Raw genomic sequence first — 20,972 nt, 5'->3', positions numbered from 1 at the left:
CCTTGCCCTCGACCAGGTCGAGGGCCCTAGCGTCGCCCGGCATGACCACCACCGCGCCGCCCCGCCCGTACCTGCCCCGGCCGTACCTGTTCTGGCTGGCCGGCGCCCAGGCCGGGCTGCTGGGTGACGCCGCGTTGGGCTTCGCGCTCGGCTGGGCCGCCTCCGGGTACGGGGGCGGCGCGGCCGGGCTGGTGCTCACCGCGATCACCGGGCCGCGCACCGCGCTCGTCCTGCTGGGCGGCGCGGTGGCGGACCGGTTCGGCGCCCGCCGGGTGATGCTCGCCGGGACCGCGGTGATGCTGGCCGCGACCGTCGCCCTGGCGCTCGCGGTGGCCGGGGGCCGGGGCACGCCGCTGTGGCTGCTGGTCGCGGCGGCGGCCGTGACCGGCACGGTCGACGCGTTCCACCTCCCGGCGAGCGGCTCGATGCCGCGCCGGCTGGTGCCCGCCGACCGGCTGCCCCGGGCGCTCGCGCTGCGGCAGGCCGGCGGGCAGAGCGCGGTGCTGCTGGGGGCCCCGCTGGGCGGCCTGCTGGTGGCGGCGGGCGGGCTCGCGGGCGCGGCGGCGGCGGACGCGGTGAGCTTCGGGGCCGTCCTGCTGGTGCTGCTGCGGATCCGGCCGGAGGGGGAACGGCCCGGTGTCCTGCACCGAGCGGGTCTGCTGGGGGAGACGGCGGCCGGGGTCCGGCTCGCCCTGGGCGATCCGCTGCTGCGGGCCGCGCTGCTGCTCACCGGCGCGGCCGCCGGGGCGCTGCTGCCGGTGGTGTCGCTGCTCGGGCCGCTGCTGGCCCGGGCACACGGCTGGGCGGCGGGGGCGGCCGGGCTGGTGAGCGGCGGCCAGGCGGCCGGGGTGCTCGCGGTGGCGGCGCTGGTCGCCTGGCGCGGCGGGCTGCCCCGGGCGGGCGTCGGGGCGGCGGCGGGGCTGTGCACGGCGTCGGCGGGCATCGTGCTGCTGGCCCTCTCCGTGGGCCCGGCGGGGGCGGTGGCCGGCAGCACGGTGGCGGGCCTCGGCTCGGGGCTGTTCGCCTGCCACCTCGGCCCGCTGGTGCTCGGCGGCGCTCCGGCGTCCCATCTGTCGCGGGTCCAGGCGCTGCTGACGCTGGTGCAGAGCCTCGCGCTGGTGCTGTCCACCGGCCTGCTCGGACTGCTGGCGGACGCTACGGGGCGCTGTACTGCCCACCCTCCTCTGCGCGCTCGCCACCGCCGCGGCCGGCCTGACGGCCCTGGCCGCCCCGGCCCTCCGCCGAGCCTGAGCGGGGCCCGCCCATCCCGTCCCCTGGTGCGCCTTCGCCCCGCCCGTGGGCGCCCGCCCCGCTCCGAGGCCCACTTGCCCGCCCCCGGCCCTGCGGGCAGAGTGCGGAGGTGGAGGCGGTGCGGCGGCGAGCGGAGGCGGCGATGAGTGACCTGACGGACCGACTGGCGCAGGGCCTCCCGGCAGGGGCGGTGGTGGTGGATCCGGACGTGACCGCCGCCTACAGCCACGACATGGCGGGCTTCTGCGCCGCCGGCGCACCCGCCGTGGTGGTGTTCCCGGAGACGGTCGAGCAGGTGCAGCACGTGCTGCGCACCGCCACCGATCTGCGGGTGCCGGTGGTGCCGCAAGGGGCCCGGACTGGGCTGTCCGGTGCGGCGAACGCCGTGGACGGGTGCATCGTGCTGTCGCTGGTGAAGCTGAACCGGATCCTGGAGATCGACCCGGTGAACCGTGTCGCGGTCGTCGAGCCGGGCGTGGTGAACGCCGAACTGTCGCGTGCGGTTGAGGATTTCGGGCTGTACTACCCGCCGGACCCGTCCAGCTGGGAGTCCTGCACGATCGGCGGCAACATCGGCACCGGCGCGGGCGGCCTGTGCTGCGTGAAGTACGGCGTCACCAGCGAGTACGTGCTCGGGCTGGACGTGGTGCTGGCGGACGGGCGGCTGCTGTCGACCGGGCGCCGGACGGCCAAGGGGGTGGCCGGGTATGACCTGACCCGGCTGCTGGTCGGCTCGGAGGGGACGCTCGGGGTGGTGGTGCGGGCGGTGCTGTCGCTGCGGCCGGCGCCCGCCCCGCAGCTGGCGCTGGCGGCGGAGTTCCCGAGCGCGGACACGGCCGGTGCGGCGGTCTGCGCGGTGATGGCGGCCGGGCTGACCCCGTCGCTGATGGAGCTGATGGACGCGGTCTCCGTCCGGGCGGTCAACGAGCTGGCGCAGATGGGCCTGCCGGAGTCGACCCAGGCGTTGCTGCTGGTGGCCTTCGACGGGCCGGACCGGCAGGCCGAGTCGGCGCGGGTCGCGGAGCTGTGCCGCGAGGCGGGGGCGACCGAGGTGGTGCCGGCCGAGGACCAGGCGGAGTCGGACCTGCTGCTGGCGGCACGGCGGCTGGCCCTGCCGGCGCTGGACCGGCTGGGGACCACGATGATCGACGACGTGGCGGTGCCGCGCTCGCGGCTGGCCGAGATGCTCAACGGCGTCGCGGTGATCGGGGAGCGGCACGCGCTGACCATCGGGGTGGTCAGCCATGCCGGGGACGGAAACACCCACCCGATCGTGATCTTCGACGGTTCGGACCGGGACCAGACGGTCCGCGCCCAGCGCTCCTTCGACGAGATCATGGCGCTGGGGCTGGAGTTGGGCGGCACCATCACCGGGGAGCACGGGGTCGGGCTGCTCAAGCGGGACTGGCTGGCCCGTGAGCTGGGCCCGGTCGCGCTGGACCTGCAGCGGCGGCTGAAGGCGGTCTTCGACCCGCTGGGAATCCTCAATCCGGGCAAGATGGTCTGATCTTCGAAGCGGGCGGATTCCTCCCTCCCGAGCCCCCGATTCCTTCGGCGCCCGCCTTTTTCGGTACGACTTTCCGATGGTCTGCGAATGGCTGGAAAAGTCGATATGGAAGGGTGGCCGAACTTTTCGAGGGCGTGTTCTGCTGCGGTGCGCGCCGGGGTGGTGCGCCCAGCGGTTCGCGTGATGGCGAGGCGCCGCTTCCCGACTGCCGTCGAGCGGCCGTCATTCGAGCGAATTCGCAGGTCATCGGCGGTGTGTCGGCGCGCTGTCCGATTCGGCGCCCGTTAGTCGCGGCCTCGTTGGATATCCCGCAAACGGGCGAAATACGCCCCGTCGGCTAGTGCTTTGTCGATTTGTTGCGGAAGGCTGTCTTCCGGCGTCGCAGCCGCAGGTGTTCGTCTGGCCGGCGAACCCCGCACTCCGCGCACCACCAAGGCACGATCGACAGCTACTTGGAGGCTCACATGGCTCGCATCGACACCCGCAGGGTGTCCGGGTTCCTGCTCGCCGTCCCACTGGCGGCGGGTCTGCTGCTGGCGGGTGCCGGGGCCGCCGCCGCCGACAACGGTGCGGGCGCCGCGGCCGGTTCCAACGCCGGCGTGGTGTCCGACACCGGGACGGGCAACGTGTTCGGAGGGGTCGACGGCAACTACGTCTCCAACCAGCAGACGGCCACCGGCTCCGGTGCCTCGAACCAGAACAACACCCTCGCGGCGAAGGACAACGCGGGCGACATCCTGGCCGGCCAGGACAACAAGAACGTCAACGTCGTCTTCTCCCCGTTCTTCGGCTGACCTCTCGGGCACCACCGCCGGCGGGGGCGCCGGAGGTGGGCGGCCGCGGGTGAGCTGAGCACCCGTGGAGGGAGATCGGACGAAAGCTTCGACCGGCCAGCGGAAAGGGTCGCCGCGAAACCGGCCCCGTGGGCGGTGCCGCCATCGGCATCGCCCACGGGTGTGTCCGGCGCCGGCCCTCGAAAGCGTGCGGGGTGCACCGCTCGTGCGAGCGGCCCGGATCCGCACACCGAGGGCCCGCGCCCGGAGCCGTCGGCCCACGGCGGTACGGTTGCGCTCCGACAGCGCTCCACGCGCCCGGGCCCGGAACGGACGGCCCGGCCGGGGCGGCGACCGCGGCAATCGGAAGGAAGGTGCGCGATGGCGGCGGAGGACGAGGGCCTGACCGGCCCGGACGGGGTCAGGCCCGCACCGGAGCCGCAGGCCGACGCGTGTCCGGCACCGCTGGAGGAGCGCCGGCCCGAGCCCAGGTCGGTCCCCGAACTGCTGCTCGGCCGCCCGCCGATGGCCCGCCCGCTGCCGTCCTTCGACCCCGAGGCCGCCCCCGCCGACCCCGGCCCCCTGTTCGTGGACTGGCTCGCCACCGCGCTGGACGCCGGGGTGCTGGACCCGCAGGCCTTCACCCTCTCCACGGTCGACGCCGACGGCATGCCGGACGCCCGGGTGCTGGTGCTGCGCGACGTGGACGCGGCCGGCACCGGCTGGAACTTCTCCGCCGCCGCCGACAGCCCCAAGGGCCGCCAGCTCGCCCACCACCCGGCCGCCGCGCTGACCGTCTACTGGCCGCAGCTGGGCCGCCAGGTGCGGGTCCGCGGCAGTGTCGAGCGGGCCGCCGACCTGGTCGCCGCCGCCGAGTTCGCCACCCGCTCGCCCGCCGCCCGGGTCGGCGCGCTGGTCGGCCGGCAGAGCGAGCCGCTCGGCGCGCTGGAGGAGTACGACGAGGCGGTGGCGGTGGCGCGCCGTCGGCTGGAGGCCACCCCGGACGCCGTCGCGCCCGGCCACGCGGTCTACACCCTGTGGGCGCACGAGGTGGAGTTCTGGCAGGGCGACGCCCAGCGCCGGCACGTCCGGCTGCGCTACACCCGCACCGGCCCGGTCCGCACCCCTGAGTGGTCCCGCACCCTGCTCTGGCCGTAGGCGCCCGGCGGCACGGGCCCCGCAGCCCCTACGGCCGTCACAGCCCCTACGGGCCCCGCAGGCCCCGCAGGCCCCACGGGCCCTACAGGTCCCGCAGGCCCGCGCGCCCGGTGAGCCGCAGCAGCGCCGCCCACCGCCCGGTCAGCGCCGTGCGGTCAGCGCCGCCCGGCCAGCGTGGCCCCCACGCTGGCCGCGACCACACAGCCGATTCCGGCCAGCTGCGCAGCCCCCAGCAGCTGGCCGAGCACCACCAGCCCGACCAGCGCGCTGACCGCCGGCTCCAGGCTGACCAGCACGCTGAACACCCGCTGCGGCATCCGGCGCAGCGCCGTCATCTCCAGCGCGTACGGGAGCACCGGCAGCAGCACCGCCACCCCGGCCACCGAGGCGAGCAGCACCGGCGGCGAGGCGCCGGGGGCGGTCAGCCCGTCCCAGGCCTCGCCGAATCCGAACGGCGCGAGGGCCAGCGCTCCGACCGTCATCGACACCGCCAGACCCTGGAAACCCTGGAAGGTGGCGCCGACCTTGTCGGTGAACAGGATGTACAGCGAGTAGCAGGCGGCCGCGCCGAACGCGTAGAGCAGGCCGACCGGGTCGAGCGAGCCGCCGCCGTCGCCCTCGCCGAGCAGGGTCAGCAGGACGACGCCGGCCGCGGCGAGCAGCGCCCAGAGCAGGTGGCTGGCGCGCCGGGCGAACACCAGGGCGACCGCCAGCGGGCCGAGGAACTCGATGGTCGCGGCGGTGCCCATCGGCAGCCGGTCGATCGCCCCGGCGAACAGGTACGTCATTCCGGCGGAGGCGACGCCGAGCAGGGCGGCCGCGGCGAGGTCGCGCGGGCGCTTGTCGCGCAGCCTGGGCCGGGAGACGGCGAGCAGGATGGCCGCGGCGAAGCCCAGTCGCAGGAAGGTGGTGCCGCTGACCCCGAGCGGGCCGAACAGCGGCTTGGACAGGGCGATGCCGGTCTGCACCAGGAACATCGCGACCAGACACAGAAGCGGCGCCGGGATCCGCTCCGGGCGCCGCAGGACCTTGCCGAGCCGGCCGGTGGACCGGCCGGCTCGAACCCCGGGGGGCGCCGCGGAGCCGGGCTCCCCACCTCGTCGCCAGCTGCCCCGCTCGCCGGCAGGCTCGCCCTTGGGGGCGGGCGGCATGGCAAGGGCCTCGGCGACGGCAGCGGCCGAGGTGGGGGCAGCGGTTTCGCTGGTATGGGAGGTGGGCATGCTAAGGAGTTTGCCGTAAGGAGCGATAAACGGGCAAGCTCGTTACAAAAATCGGGACGGATACGGACGGGTGCGCCGGAAAGGGCAGCCCCGCTCGGCCCGTCGATAAGGTGGCCGCTCACCGAGCACGAAGGGGGCGGTATGACGAACGGCCAGGAACGCCCGGGCGCGGCCGGGTACGGCGGCGCCCCGCAGCAGAACCCGTACGGTGCGAACCCGTACGGCCCCGATCCGTACGGCCCGAACCCGTACCGCGCGAAGCCGTACGCCCAGCCGGGCCCGCCGCACCAGCCGCAGCCGCACGCCGCCCCGCAGCCGCACGCCGCCCCGCCCCAGCCCCGCGCCGCGCTTCCCGGTCCGCTGCCGCGCCGCAACCGCCTGGCGGTGCTGCTGCAGTTCCTCCTGCAGTGGATCTACGCCCCGCTCTGGATCCTTGCCCTGGTGGTCGTCTTCGCGGTCCTCCTCGCGGCCGCGATCTTCTCCAACTACGGGGGCGAGGGCCCCAGTTCGGACGGCTGGCTGAGGGTCAACCGCAGCTTCGTGCCGCCGCGCCGCCTGCGGGCCGAGCTCACCGGCCGCCCCGAGGACTGGGAGCGGTACGTCACCCCGGTGCTCAGGCGCCGCATCGCCGCGGCCGAGGCGAACCACGCGGCCGGCGGCGGTCGGCTGCAGGTCGATCTCAGCCGCGAGGTGTCGGTCGAACTCGCCGTGCGGCTCTACCGGGGCCTCGGCGCGCAGGGCGTGGTCCGGGTCGCCGAGCGGTTCGGCTGGCAGGGGGCAGCGTCCGGCACCGACGCCGAGCGGGTCCGGCTGGTGCGCCGGATCCCCGCCCCGGCCGCCCTGGGCGCCCCCTCCCCGCAGGGCCCGCCGGCCGCCCCGGGCACCCCGTGGGGCCCGCAGCCGGGCCGCTTCGCGCCGCTGCTGCCGGTGATCTTCCTGCTCCAGATCGTCTACGTCCCGGTGTACGGCCTGCTGACCTTCTGGGTGAACCGCACCGAGCCCGACCACTGGGAGCGCTGGGGCGCCCGCTGGACGGTCGGCCCGCGCGCCTTCCGGGCCGAGTTCACCGGCAGTCCGGCCGCCTGGGACCGTCACGTCCGCCGCATCCTCAAGCGCGAGGCGACCCGTGAACTCGGCCGCACCGCCGACAGCTACGGCCGGCTGGTTGCCCCGGACGGCACCTTCCTGCGCCGCATCCAGCTGCACCGCGCCACCTACCGCGGAGCCGGTGCCCACCGCGCCCTGAGCATCGCCGCCGAACAGGGCTGGACGCTCGACCCGGCCTACGCCCCCGACCCCGCCAACTCGCTGCGGCTCTGCCGCCCCGACCACCGCTGAGCCGCCCCCCGCCGGTCCACGGGAGGAATCGGGGCGAATGCGTGATCCGTGCAACGGGTCCGGGATGCTGACAGCGGGTGGACGGAAACGGCACAATCGGGCACGTCCGCGGCATTACCGCCCGGTAGGTGTGCCGTTGGAGCCACCAGTGCCGCCAGGTCGAGGAGGACCCGTGTTCAGCACGATGCAGGACGTACCGCTCACCGTCGCCCGGATCCTGGAGCACGGGTCCACGGTCCACGCCCGGTCGACCGTCACCACCTGGGACGCCACCGGGCCGGTCGTGCGGACCTACGCCGAGGTGGGCGCCCGCGCCGCGCAGCTCGCCCACGCCCTGCGCGACGAGCTCGGGGTGGCGGGGGACGACCGGGTGGCGACCCTGATGTGGAACAACGACTCCCACCTGGAGGCCTACCTCGCCGTGCCCTCGATGGGGGCCGTGCTGCACACCCTGAACCTGCGGCTGCCCGCCCAGCAGCTGTCCTTCATCGTCAACCACGCCGCCGACCGCGTGGTCATCGTCAACGGCACCGTCCTGCCGCTGCTCGCCGCCGTGCTGCCGGACCTCGCACCCACCCTGAAGCACATCGTGGTGGCCGGCCCCGGCGACCGTTCGCTGCTGGCCGGCTTCGCGGGCGGCGTGCACGACTACGAGGAGCTGATCGCCGACCGGCCCACCGAGTACCCGTGGCAGCGCGACATCGACGAGCGCCAGGCCGCCGTGCTCTGCTACACCTCCGGCACCACCGGCGATCCCAAGGGCGTGCTCTACAGCCACCGTTCGATCTACCTGCACTGCATGCAGGTCAACACCGGCGACAACTTCGCCTTCACCCCGCGCGACACCGCCCTGCCGGTGGTCCCGATGTTCCACGTGAACGCCTGGGGCATCCCCCACGCGGCCTTCATGTCCGGCGCCAACCTGCTCATGCCGGATCGTTTCCTCCAGCCCAAGCCGATGGCGGAGATGATCGCCGCCGTCCGCCCCACCGTCAGCGCCGCCGTCCCGACCATCTGGAGCGGCCTGCTGGACGAGCTGGACGCCGGCGACTACGACACCTCCAGCCTGCGCATGGTGGTCATCGGCGGCAGCGCCTGTCCGCCCTCGCTGATGAAGGCCTACGACGAGCGCCACGGCATCCGGGTGCTGCACGCCTGGGGCATGACCGAGACCTCCCCGCTCGGCTCCTTCGCCCAGCCGCCGGGCGGCCTCACCCCCGAGGAGGAGTGGCCGTACCGGATCACCCAGGGCCTCTTCCCGGCCTCGGTCGAGGCCCGGCTGATCGGCCCGGGCGGCGAGCGGATGCCGCACGACGGCGTCGCGGCCGGCGAGTTGGAGGTGCGCGGCCCGTGGATCGCCGGGGCCTACTACGGCGGCGCCGGGCAGGACCCGGTCCGCCCGGACGACAAGTTCTCCGAGGACGGCTGGCTGCGCACCGGCGACGTCGGCACCATCACCGCCGACGGCTACCTGACCCTCACCGACCGGGCCAAGGACGTCATCAAGTCGGGCGGGGAGTGGATATCCTCCGTCGAGCTGGAGAACGCCCTGATGGGCCACCCCGAGGTGGCCGAGGCCGCCGTGGTCGCCGTCCCGGACGAGAAGTGGGGCGAGCGTCCGCTGGCCACCGTCGTGCTGCGCCCGGGCGCGACCGCCGGGCTGCGGGAGCTGCGGGCCTTCCTGGCCGAGCGGATCGCCTCCTGGCAGCTGCCGGAGCGCTGGGCGATCGTCGAGTCCGTCCCGAAGACCTCGGTCGGCAAGTTCGACAAGAAGGTGATCCGGGCCGGCTACGCGGCCGACGAGCTGGACGTCGTCACGCTCGGCAGGGAGTAGGACAGCAGGGAGTAGGACGGCAGGAGGGCCGGCCACCGTGCGGAACGGGGGCCGGCCCTCCGGCACGTCCGGGCTCAGCCCGCGGCGGCGACGCCCGCCTCGCCCATCGCGCCGATCCGGCCCAGCAGGTCGACGATCCGGGACTGGACGTCCTCACTGGTCGAGCGCTCGGCGAGGAACAGCACGGTCTCGCCGGTGCGCAGCCGGGGCAGCTCGCGCGGGTCGAGGTCCACCGAGGTGTAGACCACGAGCGGGGTGCGGTGCAGCCGGTCGTTGGCGCGCAGCCAGTCCAGCAGCCCGACCCGGCGGCGGCGGATCTGGAACAGGTCCATCACCACCAGGTTGGGCTGGACGCTGCTGGCCCGGGCGACCGCGTCGTTCTCGTCGACCGCGTGCTCGACGTGCATGCCGCGCCGCTCCAGGCTGCTGATCATGGCGGCGGCGATGTCCGGGTCGCCCTCGACCAGCAGCACCCGCGGGGCGTGGTGCTCGCCGTCGCGCGGGGCGAGGGCGCGCAGCAGCACGGCCGGGTCGGCGCCGTACGCGGCGTCCCGGGTGGCCTGGCCGAGGCCGGCGGTGACCAGCACCGGGATCCGGCTGTTGAGCGCCGCGGTGCGCAGCGACTGCAGTGCGGTCCGGGTGATCGGGCTGGTCAGCGGGTCGACGAAGAGCGCCGCCGGGAAGCCGGCCACCTGGGCGTCCACCTCCTCGCGGGAGCGGACGATCACCGGGAGGTAGCCGCGCGACTGGAGGGCCTGGCCGGTGGCCGGGTCGGGCTCGGGCCAGACCAGCAGCCGGCGGGTGTTGGCCAGCTCGCCGGACACGGACTGCGGCCGCTCGGCGTCCGGGCGGTCGCCCCCGGCGGCCGGCAGTTCGGCCATCGGACGGGGCGCGGCCGGCGCGGGCGGCTGTGCCGGGAGGGCGGGCACCGGCGGGGTGCCGACGGGGGCGACGACCGGGCGCGGCGGGGCGAGTTCGGCCAGTCCGCTGCCGACCGGGCGCGGGCCGGCCTGCTCCTCGGCGGCGGGCAGCACGGGCCGGGCGGGCTCCAGCGCGCCGCCGGGCTGCGGGGCGGGGGCTCCGGCCGGGGCGTCCGCGGCGGGCCCCGGGGGTACGGAGAGCCGCCGGCGGCGGCCGGTCGGTGCGGCGACCGGCTCGGCCGGAACGGGTGCCGGACCGGCGGGCAGGGAGTGCTCCAGGCCGGGGTACACGGGGGCGTCGCCGACGCCGGGCAGCGCGAAGCCGCCCGAGGAGTCCTCGGCCGGGGGCAGGGCGCGGCGTCGGCGCGGCTTGGCCTCGGCGCCGTCCTCGGCGGCGGATTGGCCCGGCTGGGCGGTGGCGTCGGCGGGTGCGGGGCCGAGCGCGAGCGGCTCCCGGGCGGCGGGACGGTCCTGCTGCGGGCGCCCGCCCTCGACGGGCACGGCGTAGGCGGGGCCGGAGCGGCCGTCGTCCTTGCCCCACGGGTCGCTCTGCGGCGCCTGAGGGGTGGCCAGGCCTCGGCGGCCGTACGCGGGATCGTTCCCGGTGCCGTTCCACTGCTCGGGGACGGCCCGCTCGACCCGGGCGGGGGCGTTCGGCCACTGGTCGGCCGGGTCGGCCGGGGAGGTGGCGGCCTCGGGGGCCGGGGTCTCGGCGGCGGGGCGGCCGCGGCGTCCGCGGCGCTCGGCCGGGGGCTCCTCGGCGGGTGCCTGGTCGGCTTCCGGGCCATGGGCGGGCCGCTCCCGCTCCTCGCCCGGGCCGCCCGCTCCGCCCGCTCCGGTCGGGGCGCCGGGGGCGGCCGGAGTGCTCCCGCCGTCGCCGGCGGCGTCGCCGCTGCTGGGCAGCTGGGGGATGCCCGGCAGCTCGGGAAGGACGGCGCTGTCGCTCTCCTTGGGCCGGTCGGAGCGGCCCTCGGCGGACGCGCGCTCGGCGGCGGCCTTCGCGGCGACCGGGTCCAACGGCAGCTCGACCACGTACGTGGTCCCGGCCTTGCCGGGCAGCTCGTGCGGCTGGAGCACGCCACCGTGGCGCTCGACCACCGCGCGGGCTATCGGCAGATGGACGGGGCTGCCGCCGATGCCGGGGCCGCGGATCTCGACCCGGGCGACCTCGCCGCGCTGGGCGGCGGCCAGGACGACGGTCGGCGGTTCGGCGGGCACGGCCGGGGCGGGCGGGTTGCCCAGCCCGGGCGCGGTCAGTCCGGGGACGGCCAGTCCGGGGGAGGGGACGGCGGGCGGGTCCAGCGTGAGGCCGGTGCCGCTGACGTCGGCGACCAGGTGGGCCAGCGCCTGGGCGAGCCGCCGCTCGTCGGCGATCACCTCGACCGCGGCGGCGTGCACCGAGAAGCGCACCCGGCCGGGGCCGACCAGCTCGCCGGCTTCCTCGACGGCCCGGCGGACCACCTCGTCCAGGCCGACCGGCACCCGCTGTACGGCCTTGCGCCCGTCCTTGCCGTCCTTGCCGTCCTTCGCGTCCCTGCCCTCGGCCGGTCCGCTCTCGCCCGCCTCGGAGCGCTGGTGTTCGAGGACCCCGTCGATCAGCTTCCCGAACCGGCGGCACTCGTCGGCGAGCCGGCGCAGGGTCCAGTTGGCCTCCGGCCAGAGCTGGCCGGCCGGGTCGTCGGCGAGCCGGTCCAGCCGCTGGTTCAGCGCGCTCAGCGCGCCGCCGAGCTCGCTCTCCAGGACGGCGGTGAGGTGCTCGTTGCGGGCGATCAGGGCGAGTTCGCGGCTGCGGTCGGTGAAGGTCATCACCGCGCCGACCAGCTGGTCGCCGTCCCGGACCGGGGCGGTGGTGAGGTCGACGGTGACCGGGCGGCCGTCCTTGCGCCAGAGCACGGTGCCGCGCACCCGGTGCTTGCGCCCGGAGGTCAGGGTGTCCAGCAGCGCGGACTCCTCCAGCGCCAGCGGGGTGCCGTCGGCCCGGGAGTGCTGGATCAGCGGGTGCAGCTCGCGCCCGCCCAGCTCGCTCGCCCGGTACTCCAGGATGTGCGCGGCGGCCGGGTTGACCAGCACGCAGCGGCCTTCGAGGTCCACGCCGAGCACGCCCTCGGCGGCGGCCCGCAGGATCATCTCGGTCTGCTTGTGCTGGCGGCGCAGCTCGGCCTCGACGCCGAGCCGCCCGGAGAGGTCGCGGACCAGCAGCAGGAGCAGGTCGGAGGACGAGGAGGCGCGGGGGCCGTCGCGGTACGGGTCGTACGGGGAGCGCCCGTAGCCGTCGCCGCCGCCGTCGGTGGCGAAGTCGTTGCCGGAGACCTCGACCGGGAAGGTCGTGCCGTCGGTGCGGTGGGCGGTCATCCGGACCGGGCGGTCGAGGGCGTCGCCGTCGCGGGTGGCCGGGCGCATCGACCCGGGGATGCGGCTGGGGTCGAACTCGGGCAGCAGGCCGAGCACGCCCATGCCGACCAGCGAGGTGCCCGGCGCCTGCAGCGCCTGGACCGCCGCGCTGTTGGCGTCCACGACGGTGCCGTTGCTGTTCACCAGCAGCAACGCGTCGGGCAGGGCGTCGAGTATGGCGTCGAGGCGAGCAGCGCCTCGGATCGGCCTGCTGCTCACGTCGACAGGTCTCCTCGGCTCAGGGCAGCTCCTCCGGAGTCGGCAGTATCTCATTCTTCTTTGCGGTGGGGACGACCCGCCTAGTAACGTTGGCGGTGGTTGGTGCCGAGCCCCACGGTTGTGGCATCATCGCTGACACACGGAACGGGTCCGCTTCGCGCGGGTGCGGTCCATGTGGGGAGGCTTCGCCTAGTCCGGTCTATGGCGCCGCACTGCTAATGCGGTTTCGGGGTTATTCCTGATCGAGGGTTCAAATCCCTCAGCCTCCGCAGCCGGGAGCCCCGTCGACGATCTTGTCGGCGGGGCTCCTCTGCATGTCCGGGGCGTGATCACCGGCCGGCCCGGAGGGGCCGGATCAATCGATTTCGTCCTACGTCGCAGGTCATGTAATGTTGTCCCCGCAACGCCCCGAGGACAACGTTCACCAGGGCGAGCGCTCATAGCTCAACGGATAGAGCACTTGACTACGGATCAAGAGGTTGCAGGTTCGAATCCTGCTGAGCGCACCAAACTCCGCAAGATCGGGTTCGCCCGTTCCTTGCGCTCATAGCTCAACGGATAGAGCACTTGACTACGGATCAAGAGGTTGCAGGTTCGAATCCTGCTGAGCGCACCAGCGAGAAGCCCTCGGCCATCGGCCGGGGGCTTCTCCGTTTTCCCGGCGACGGAGCTCTCGTGACGCGGGTCACCCCAGGTCGGTGCGGTTGATCCGGGGCACGTTCCGCCGGTCCGGGAACCGGTCCAGGAACCGGTCCACGGGCCGGGCCCGGAAGCCGGTCCGGGCCGGTCGGCGGTGAGCTGCTCCAGCAGCGCCTCGGTCCGCCCCCCGGTCGCGCCGGACGCGGTGTCCGCCGGACCGGCCGGAACTCCCGGCTCTCGTTCGTTCGGGTGGCCCGGTCGTTCGGGTTCCGTCCCCTGCCGACCGATGGACGGAAAACGGCCGCTCCGGGGCGTCCCGTCCTGCGGCCCGGGGCTGCCGAACGGGTGGGGCGCGGCCGGAACCACAGGTGTCGCGGGACGACCGGTCCGGGGTCGTGCTTCCGTTTTGTCGGATCTTGTGCCCGGACTGCCCGCCACTCCGGCAGCCGACAGTGAAGGAGAGCCGGATGAGCCGACGGTTTCCCCGCACAGCAACCGCCCTGGCCGTCCTCACGGTCGGGGCGCTGACCGGTTGGAACGCCCCGCTCTCGGTCGCCCGCCAGTCCCCTGACGCCTGGTCGGGGGAGCACCGGGCGGTGCTGCCCTCCCGCCTCACCGTCCAGCTCGACTTCACGGCCGCGCCGGGTACGGGTGTCAGCGCCGAGCCTGGCCGACTGGCCGACCGTTCCGGCCGGGGGCGTTCCGCGCCGGTGTACGCGGACGGAAAGCGCCCCGGCGACGCGGCCCAGGCCTTCCGGATCACCCCCGACCGTCCGCAGGCGGACGGTTCCTGGCACACCGCGGGAACCCTCCGGCTCGATTTCTCCCAGCCGGTCCGCAACCCCCGGCTGCATCTCAGCGGTCTGGCCGCCGTGGCCGCCGGCAAACCCGGCACCACCAGCACCGCGGCCCGGCTCGTCCTCACCGGCGGCTCGCCCGCGGCCCCCGCCCTGACCCGCCGCACCGACTGGCCCGGCTGGACGGTCGACGCCGGCTCCCTCGCCCCCCGGGGGAGCGACGGCTCCTCCGACGGAGCGCCCGGCTCCGCGGCCGAGGGCACCCTGGAGCTCACCGGCACCGTCCACACCGCGGTGTTCCGGGTCGAGCAGCGCTCCACCGCCCGGGACGGGAGCACCACCGCCCCGCCCGTGCTGCGTCAGGCCTTCACCGTCACCGTGGACGAGGACCTCGGCACCGCGCCGCGGTCCTACGGCAACGCCTCGCACGTGGTCTCCGACCTCTTCCTGGGCACCGGCGCCATCACCCCGGCCCGCCGGGACCGGCCCCGGCCCGGGGGCTCCGCGGACGGCGGGCCGGTGATCGAGCCCGACCATGGCGCCGTGCGGCGCGGCAACCCCTTCACGAGCCCCGCCGGCAGCCCGCCGCCGTCCGGGCTCCAGCCCGGCCGCGGCGAGTACCAGGGCGCCGACCCGTCGATCGGCTTCCCGGACCGGGCCGCGATCGGCCACTACTACCGGCTCACCGTCCCGGTCGCGGTGGGTGGCCGGCCCGCGACCCTGGCCGGCTGGATCGACTTCGACCACAACGGCCGGTTCGAGCCGGCCGACCGGGTGCAGACCGAGATCCCGGCCGGAGCCGACACCGCGACCCTGGAGTGGACCGTGCCGCCCGGCGCCGTGTCCGGCGAGACCTGGGCCCGGCTGCGGATCGGCCGCGACACCGTCCAGCTCGTCCCCTCCGGCGGCTTCGCCGATTCGGGGCAGGTATCCGACCAGCGGATCAGGCTCACCGTCGGTGCGGCGCGGCCCGAGATCGCCGAGCCGGTCGACGGCACCGTGCTGGCCGACGCCCGTCCGCGGATCCGCGGCGAGGGCGCGGTCCCGGGCGCCTCGGTGGAGGTCCGGGAGGGCGACGCCACGCTGTGCAGGGCCGGAGTCGAACTCGGCGGCGACTGGTCCTGTCGCCCCGCCGACGCGCTCGCCGCCGGGGCGAACCGACTCGCCCCGGTGGAGACCACCAGCGGGGGCGTGGTGCTGCGCGGCGAGGCGGTCGGGGTCGCCGTGAAGACCACGCCGCCGACCGCGCCCGCGCTCACCCTCCCCGCCTACACCAACGACCCCGGGCTGCGGCTCACCGGCACCGGTGAGGCGGGCAGCATCGTCTCGGTCACCGACCGGGCGACCTCCTCCGACCTGTGCAGCGGTTCCGTCCGGCCGGACGGCGCGTGGTCCTGCCTGCCGGTCGAGAACCTGGCGGACGGCAGCCACCGGCTCACCCCGGTCGCGGTCGACGCGGCGGGGAACCGGGCGGCGGGGCAGCCGGTGGCACTGGTGGTGGACACCGTGCCGCCGGACAGGCCGGTGCTCGGCTCACCGGCTGCGGGGGAGGTGCTGCGGGTGAGCCGGCCGAAGCTCGCCGGGCGGGCCGAACCGGCGGCGAACGTGCTGGTCACGGCCGCTTCGAGCGCGGGCGCGGGTTCCGGGCCGGGGAGCCGTACGGTGCTGTGCGGCGTGACGTCGGCACTGGACGGGAGCTGGAGCTGCACCGCCAACCGGGACCTGCCGGACGGGGAGCAGTGGCTGACCGTCACGGCGACCGACCGGGCGGGGAACGGGGGTTCGGCGGACCCGGTGCGGGTGAGGGTGGCAGCCGCGGCGCCGACCCCGGCGGCGGCCGACCCGAGTGCGCCGGTTCCGGCGTCGCCCGGTTCGGTCGCGCCGTCCCCGTCAACGGCCGCTTCCACGGCGGCGGTTGGGGCGGGTGCCACGCAGAGTGGAGGGACGACGCCGGTGGCGTCCTCGCCGAAGCCCGCCGGCCCGACCGCCGCCCCGGAGGTCCCGCCCGTTCCGCCGGGGCTGCTGCCGGTCGTCGTCCCCCCGGTGAGGCCGCTCGTGCCCGAGACCCCCGCCGGGGGGACGACGACCGGCTCGATCGCCCCGACCGGCTCGGCTCCGGCGCCGCGTGGTGCCGTTCCGTCCACGGGCGCCTCCTCCGACGCCGGTTCCTCCGGCGCTGCCCCCGCCCCGCAGGACGGCCGTCCGGGCCGGGCGGTCGAGCCCTCGGCGGTCGTCGCGGCGGGGCTCCCGTCGGCCGCTACGGCCGCTGACCAGGGCGGGTCCGGGGCCGATCGCGCCACCGCCCCACCAGTGCCCGCGCCGCCGGTCGAGGGGGTGGCGGCCGGGAGGCCCCGGGAGGCCCGTTGGCACGGCCTGCTCGCCGGGGTGCTGCTGGTGCTCGCCGGAATCGGGCTGATCACCCGGCGGGTGTTCGCCCGTGGATCCGGTGCCCGACGGCGCTGACCCGCGCCGAACCGTTCCGACCATCCGCTCATGTGTCTGCGCGTCAGGTCGGCTTAGGACGATACGTCAGGAAATGTCGACACACCTTGGCTCAAATGTCGCATTTGATGACGTATGAACTTAGCCTGGCTTCGGCACTGCCCGTCAGATCCGGGCCGCCCGTTGCGCGACACACCAGACCCAGAGGATCCGTGCATGGACGTCACCCGCGATTCTTCGCAGCGACCCGACAAGCTGCCCAGGCCGTTCCCGTCGGCTCTGCCGGAACGTTCCGCCTCCGGCGCCGGCCCGCTGGCCAAGGTCCCGACCGTCAAGCCGGCCGGCCCGGCCGACGGCGCCCCGGCGACCGCCCCGGTGGCCGTCGTCCCCGGTCCGTCCCCCGCCCGCCCCGCCGACCCGCGGGACCTGCGGGACCCGCTGGAGACGGCCGCCCAGGAGACCGTCGAACTCCCCGGGATCGGCCAGGCGGGTGCCCCTGCCGCCGCCACCTCGCGCCGCCCTCCGCGGGCGGACCAGGCGGTCCGCGAGCACACCGCGACCGCCGTGCCCGGCTGGGTCGCCCTGTTGGTCGTACTGCTCGGCCTGGCCGGGGCCGGGTACGTGCTGCTGCGCACCGGCGTCATCCCGCACTGGGACGTGCTGCCCGACCTCCGCGACGCCGCCGAGCGGGACGGCGGCCGGGCCTCGGTGGACGCCCCGGCGGTCGCCGCGGTCGGCGCGGCCGGCCTGCTGGTGGTCTTCGCGCTGGCCGGCCTGCTGGCCAACGCGGGCGGCGAGACCCGGGTGCTGACCCGCTGGGGCCGCTACCGGGGCACGGTGCGCAGGACCGGGCTGGTCTGGGTCAACCCGTTGCTGCGCCGCCGCCGGGTCGACGTGCGGCTGCGGCACTGGCGCAGCGAGCCGGTCAAGGTGGTGGACCGCACCGGAACGCCGATCGTCGTCCGGCTGCTGATCGTCTGGCGGGTCAAGGACACCGCGCGGGCGCTGCTGGCGATCGCCGACCACGAGGGCTACCTGCGCGAGCAGGTCCAGGCGGTGCTCACCCGCACCGCGTCCACGCTGCCGTGCGACAGCAACTCGGCTCCCGGCCCCGCGCTGCGCGACGGCCAGTGGTTCGCCGACGAGATGACCCGGGCGCTGGCCGCCGAAGCCGCCCCGGCGGGCCTGGAGGTCTACTCGGTGCAGCCGCTGGCGCTGGACTACGCGCCCGAGGTGGCGGAGTCGATGCGCCGCCGCCGGCTGGCCGACCTCGACGCGGGCCTGCGGACCGTGCTGGTCGACGACGCGGTGGAGGCGGCGGCGCTGGCCGTCCGCCGACTGGAGCGCGCGACCGCGCACGAACTGGACGAGGCCGCCCGCAGCGCGCTGATGGAGCAGCTGCTGGTCGCCTTCGTCGCCCCGGCCGGAGTGGCCGCCTCGGTACCGCCCCCGGCCGCCCGGGCCGGGCGGAAGGAAGGACGACCCGCATGAGGATAGCCACCGGCGCGTACGCCGAACCCGACACCGGTCTCGACGCCGACTCCGGTCTGATCGGCTTCGAGGAGCGCCTCGGCAGCATCCCCGCGATCACGGGCTGCGGCTGTCCGAACTGCGCCGCCCGGCCGCGCACGGTCCGGGCCGCCGCGGCGGGTGGGGGAAGCCGAATACGCCGGGCCGTGCGAAGTACCTGCCTGGCCACCACCGTGCTGGCGGGCGCCGGCGTGGTCGGCCTGACGGCCGGGGCCGGCTCCGCGCAGGCCGCGGCCGGCAAGCAGGGCTGGGACGGTTCGAAGTACTGGTTCGAGAACGGCGCCGGTGAGTGGCGCTGGACCAGCCGCTACGACGTCTACCTCGGCCGCACCGGCCGGTCCGGCGGCTCCGGCGGTTCCAGCGGCTCCGGTGCCGAGCCGGTGTCGAACGGCTCGGCCTCCTCCTGGGGCCTGCGCCAGGGCTGGGACGGTTCGAAGTACTGGTTCGAGAACGGCGCCGGTGAGTGGCGCTGGACCAGCCACTACGACGTCTACCTCAGCCGCACCGGCCGGTCCGGCGGAGGCTCCGACCAGGCCGCCGAGCGGCCGGACCACGGGTCGTCCTCGGGCGGCACGGCGTCCTCCCGGAGCACGGAGGCGGCCGTCGACTACGCGCTCGCCCAGCTGGGCAAGCCGTACGTCTGGGGCGGCGACGGCCCGTCCGGCTACGACTGCTCCGGGCTGGTCCAGCAGGCCTACCGGCGCAGCGGGATCAGCCTGCCGAGGGTGGCCGACGACCAGTACGCGGCGACCACGCCGATCAGCGCGGGGCAGCTGCGCCGCGGTGACCTGGTGTTCTGGTCGGACAGCGGCCGGGCCTCGGGAATCCACCACGTGGGGATGTACCTGGGCGGCGGCACGTTCGTGGAGGCGCCGCGGCCGGGCAGGACCGTACGGATATCGACGCTCAGCCCGGGCCACTACCCGACCCACTTCGGGCGGCCGTAGCCGCGGAGCACGCCGGGCCCCCGACAGCGGTGTGCTGTCGGGGGCCCGGTCGTGCGCTCAGGCGGAGGCCTCGTCCAGCAGCGCGGTCTGCTCCGGGGTGAGCTTCAGCGCCGCGCCGGCGAGCAGCGGGGGCAGCTGGTCGACGGTGCGGGCGCTGGCGATCGGGGCGGCGACCGTGGGGCGGGCGGTGAGCCAGGCCAGGGCGACGCTCGCGGGCTCGACGCCGTGGTCGGCGGCGACCGAGTCCAGCGCGTCCAGGACCCTGGGTCCGCGCGGTTCGGCCAGGTAGCGGGCGGCGCCCTCGGCGCGGGCGCTCTCGACGCCGGTGCCGCCCGGGCGGTACTTGCCGGTCAGGAAGCCGGAGGCTAGCGCGTAGTACGGCACGGTGGCGAGGCCGTGCTCGGCGACCACCTCGGCCAGCGGGCCCTCGAAGGTGCCGCGGGACACCAGGTTGTAGTGCGGCTGGACCGCGACGTACTTGGCCAGGCCCTCGCGCTCGGCGAAGGCCAGTGCCTCGGCGAGCCGCTCGGCGGAGATGTTGGAGGCGGCGACCGCCCGGACCTTGCCCGCGCGGACCAGCTCGTCCAAGGCGGTCACGAACTCCTCGACCGGGGTGTCGTCGTCCCGGTGGGTGTAGTACAGGTCGATGTGGTCCACGCCCAGGCGGCGCAGCGAGGCCTCGGCGGCGGCCTTGATGGTGGCCGCGCCCAGGCCGCTCGCCTCGGGGTGCAGACCGACCTTGGTGGCGATCACGATGTCGCCGCGGTTGCCGCGGCTGCGCAGCCAGTCGCCGATGACCGTCTCGGACTCGCCGCCGGTGTTGCCGGGGGCCCAGGCGGAGTAGAAGTCGGCGGTGTCGACGAAGTTGCCGCCGGCCGCCGCGTAGGCGTCGAGCACGGCGAAGGACTGCTGTTCGTCCGCGGTCCAGCCGAAGACGTTGCCGCCGAGGGAGAGCGGGTGGACGGACAGGTCGGAGGTGCCGAGGCGGACCCGGCTGGGGTTTCCGGTGGTCATGACCGCAGTCAACCCGCCTGCGCGGCAGCGCATTCCGTCGGTCACGGGGATTTCACGATCCCGTCGTACCGCCGTCGCACGCCCGGGTGGTCCGTGGGCCGGGGGAGGGGTCCGGGGTGTGCCTGAGGTGGGCGGATTCGTTAGAGTCCGTGCCATGGCTGACAACGACTACGACCCCGCCGGTAGCACCCAGATGTTCCGGGCGTTCGTCGACGAGAGCCCGGCGCGTCAGGCACCGGGTTCCGTCTCCACCTACGGCAGCAGCAAGAGCGGCAGTCGCACCGGCGTGATCGCGCTGGTCGCCGTCGTCGCCCTGGTCGTCCTGGGCGCCGTCGTCTGGCTGGCGGTCAAGTGACCCTCGCGCGGGTGGCTCCGGTCCGAGCCACCCGCGCGACGGTGGAGCCCGTCCTCAGCAGGGCTTGCGCCAGGCGTTGAGGTCGAGCTTCTTCTGCATCGAACTGAAGCCCAGCGCCTTGGTCTTGGCGCAGAACTGGTCCGCGTCGAGCTTGTACTCGACGTGGAAGACCGCCTTGCCCGCCTTGATGAAGGGCGAGACCCGGTCGCACTCGTCGAACTGCGAGCACTCCTCGTTGACCGCGAAGTCGAAGTCCGGCAGCAGCGCGGGGATCTGGTCCAGGTCGTTCTTCAGGCCGATGGCCATGCCGCGGTCGTGCGCGAGCTTCGCCAGCATGCGGTTGTAGGCGAGCTGGTCGTCAGGTGTCAGCGGGAAGCCGCTGTTCTGGTTGTAGGCCTCGATGGTGTCCGGCTCGATGGCGTCGAAGCCCTTGCTCTTGCACATGTCGAAGCGGGACGCCATCAGGGGCTTCAGCTGGTCGAGCTTGCGGATGTCGAACCACTTCTCGCCCTTCCAGCCGGTGTCCGAGCCCTGCAGGGCCTTGGCGAAGGCGGCGGAGTCGGGGCGGAAGTCCTCCCAGGAGCCCACCCGCCCAGCCCGCCGCAGGCCGGCCCGCCGGATCCACCGACAACCAACC

General features: G+C 75.3%; 14 protein-coding genes and 3 tRNA genes. 13 read left to right on the top strand and 4 right to left on the bottom strand.

Going from position 1 to position 20,972, the window contains the following annotated elements:
• The first annotated feature begins 41 nt into the window (after nt 1-41).
• From ACFV1W_RS17790 to ACFV1W_RS17775, 4 genes are all read left to right on the top strand, one after another.
• Complete coding sequence (locus tag ACFV1W_RS17790; RefSeq protein ID WP_380417540.1) at nt 42-1,397, top strand: MFS transporter; 1,356 nt, start codon at nt 42-44, stop codon at nt 1,395-1,397.
• Nucleotides 1,394-2,758 carry an FAD-binding oxidoreductase gene (locus ACFV1W_RS17785; RefSeq protein WP_380417538.1) on the top strand — a complete coding sequence of 455 codons (1,365 nt, stop codon included), beginning with the start codon at nt 1,394-1,396 and terminating at the stop codon, nt 2,756-2,758. The genes ACFV1W_RS17790 and ACFV1W_RS17785 overlap by 4 nt, the downstream gene beginning before the upstream one ends.
• Nucleotides 2,759-3,222: 464 nt before the next feature.
• Nucleotides 3,223-3,552, top strand: a complete 330-nt coding sequence (locus ACFV1W_RS17780) for a hypothetical protein (RefSeq protein ID WP_380417536.1) — start codon at nt 3,223-3,225, stop codon at nt 3,550-3,552.
• A gap of 360 nt (nt 3,553-3,912) precedes the next feature.
• A complete protein-coding gene (locus ACFV1W_RS17775; protein WP_380417534.1) occupies nt 3,913-4,689 on the top strand; it encodes a pyridoxal 5'-phosphate synthase in 777 nt (258 codons plus the stop codon).
• Between the two features lie 155 nt (nt 4,690-4,844).
• Here ACFV1W_RS17775 and ACFV1W_RS17770 read toward each other — a convergent pair whose 3' ends face one another.
• The gene (locus ACFV1W_RS17770; RefSeq protein ID WP_380417532.1) at nt 4,845-5,909 is read right to left on the bottom strand and encodes a DMT family transporter; all 1,065 of its coding nucleotides are present in this window, start codon (nt 5,907-5,909) and stop codon (nt 4,845-4,847) included.
• Between the two features lie 141 nt (nt 5,910-6,050).
• On the opposite strand from ACFV1W_RS17770, the gene ACFV1W_RS17765 reads away from it, so the two are divergent.
• Together ACFV1W_RS17765 and ACFV1W_RS17760 are read left to right on the top strand one after the other, a co-directional pair.
• Nucleotides 6,051-7,247, top strand: coding sequence for a hypothetical protein (locus tag ACFV1W_RS17765; protein WP_380417530.1), 1,197 nt, complete (start codon nt 6,051-6,053; stop codon nt 7,245-7,247).
• Nucleotides 7,248-7,419: 172 nt separating this feature from the next.
• Complete coding sequence (locus ACFV1W_RS17760; protein ID WP_380417528.1) at nt 7,420-9,081, top strand: long-chain fatty acid--CoA ligase; 1,662 nt, start codon at nt 7,420-7,422, stop codon at nt 9,079-9,081.
• A gap of 74 nt (nt 9,082-9,155) precedes the next feature.
• On the opposite strand, the gene ACFV1W_RS17755 is transcribed toward ACFV1W_RS17760, so the two are convergent.
• Complete coding sequence (locus ACFV1W_RS17755) at nt 9,156-12,611, bottom strand: PAS domain-containing protein (RefSeq protein WP_380417526.1); 3,456 nt, start codon at nt 12,609-12,611, stop codon at nt 9,156-9,158.
• A gap of 178 nt (nt 12,612-12,789) precedes the next feature.
• On the opposite strand from ACFV1W_RS17755, the gene ACFV1W_RS17750 reads away from it, so the two are divergent.
• The 6 genes from ACFV1W_RS17750 to ACFV1W_RS17725 all read left to right on the top strand — a co-directional run bounded on the left by ACFV1W_RS17750 (nt 12,790) and on the right by ACFV1W_RS17725 (nt 18,966).
• Nucleotides 12,790-12,880, top strand: a tRNA-Ser gene (locus ACFV1W_RS17750).
• 164 nt (nt 12,881-13,044) lie between these two features.
• Nucleotides 13,045-13,120 (top strand) — tRNA-Arg (locus ACFV1W_RS17745).
• Between the two features lie 31 nt (nt 13,121-13,151).
• Nucleotides 13,152-13,227 (top strand) — tRNA-Arg (locus ACFV1W_RS17740).
• Nucleotides 13,228-13,717: 490 nt separating this feature from the next.
• A complete protein-coding gene (locus ACFV1W_RS17735) occupies nt 13,718-16,510 on the top strand; it encodes an Ig-like domain-containing protein (RefSeq protein ID WP_380417524.1) in 2,793 nt (930 codons plus the stop codon).
• Nucleotides 16,511-16,705: 195 nt separating this feature from the next.
• Entirely contained in the window at nt 16,706-17,980 is a 1,275-nt protein-coding gene (locus ACFV1W_RS17730; RefSeq protein ID WP_380417522.1) for an SPFH domain-containing protein, read from the top strand.
• The gene (locus ACFV1W_RS17725; RefSeq protein ID WP_380417520.1) at nt 17,977-18,966 is read left to right on the top strand and encodes a C40 family peptidase; all 990 of its coding nucleotides are present in this window, start codon (nt 17,977-17,979) and stop codon (nt 18,964-18,966) included. The genes ACFV1W_RS17730 and ACFV1W_RS17725 overlap by 4 nt, the downstream gene beginning before the upstream one ends.
• A 57-nt stretch (nt 18,967-19,023) precedes the next feature.
• Here ACFV1W_RS17725 and ACFV1W_RS17720 read toward each other — a convergent pair whose 3' ends face one another.
• Nucleotides 19,024-19,980 (bottom strand): aldo/keto reductase, encoded by a 957-nt coding sequence (locus ACFV1W_RS17720; protein ID WP_380417518.1) that lies wholly within the window; start codon nt 19,978-19,980, stop codon nt 19,024-19,026.
• A 154-nt stretch (nt 19,981-20,134) separates the two neighbouring features.
• On the opposite strand from ACFV1W_RS17720, the gene ACFV1W_RS17715 reads away from it, so the two are divergent.
• A complete protein-coding gene (locus tag ACFV1W_RS17715) occupies nt 20,135-20,335 on the top strand; it encodes a hypothetical protein (RefSeq protein WP_380417516.1) in 201 nt (66 codons plus the stop codon).
• A gap of 54 nt (nt 20,336-20,389) precedes the next feature.
• Here the strand turns inward: ACFV1W_RS17715 and ACFV1W_RS17710 are convergent.
• The coding region (locus ACFV1W_RS17710; RefSeq protein WP_380417514.1) for an endo alpha-1,4 polygalactosaminidase at nt 20,390-20,972 on the bottom strand (583 nt) is incomplete at its 5' end.

Source organism: Kitasatospora sp. NPDC059648, from assembly GCF_042734825.1.
Taxonomy (GTDB): Bacteria; Actinomycetota; Actinomycetes; order Streptomycetales; family Streptomycetaceae; genus Kitasatospora.
Note: the sequence above shows the minus strand (reverse complement) of the source record. Positions and strands in the feature narration are given on the sequence as shown.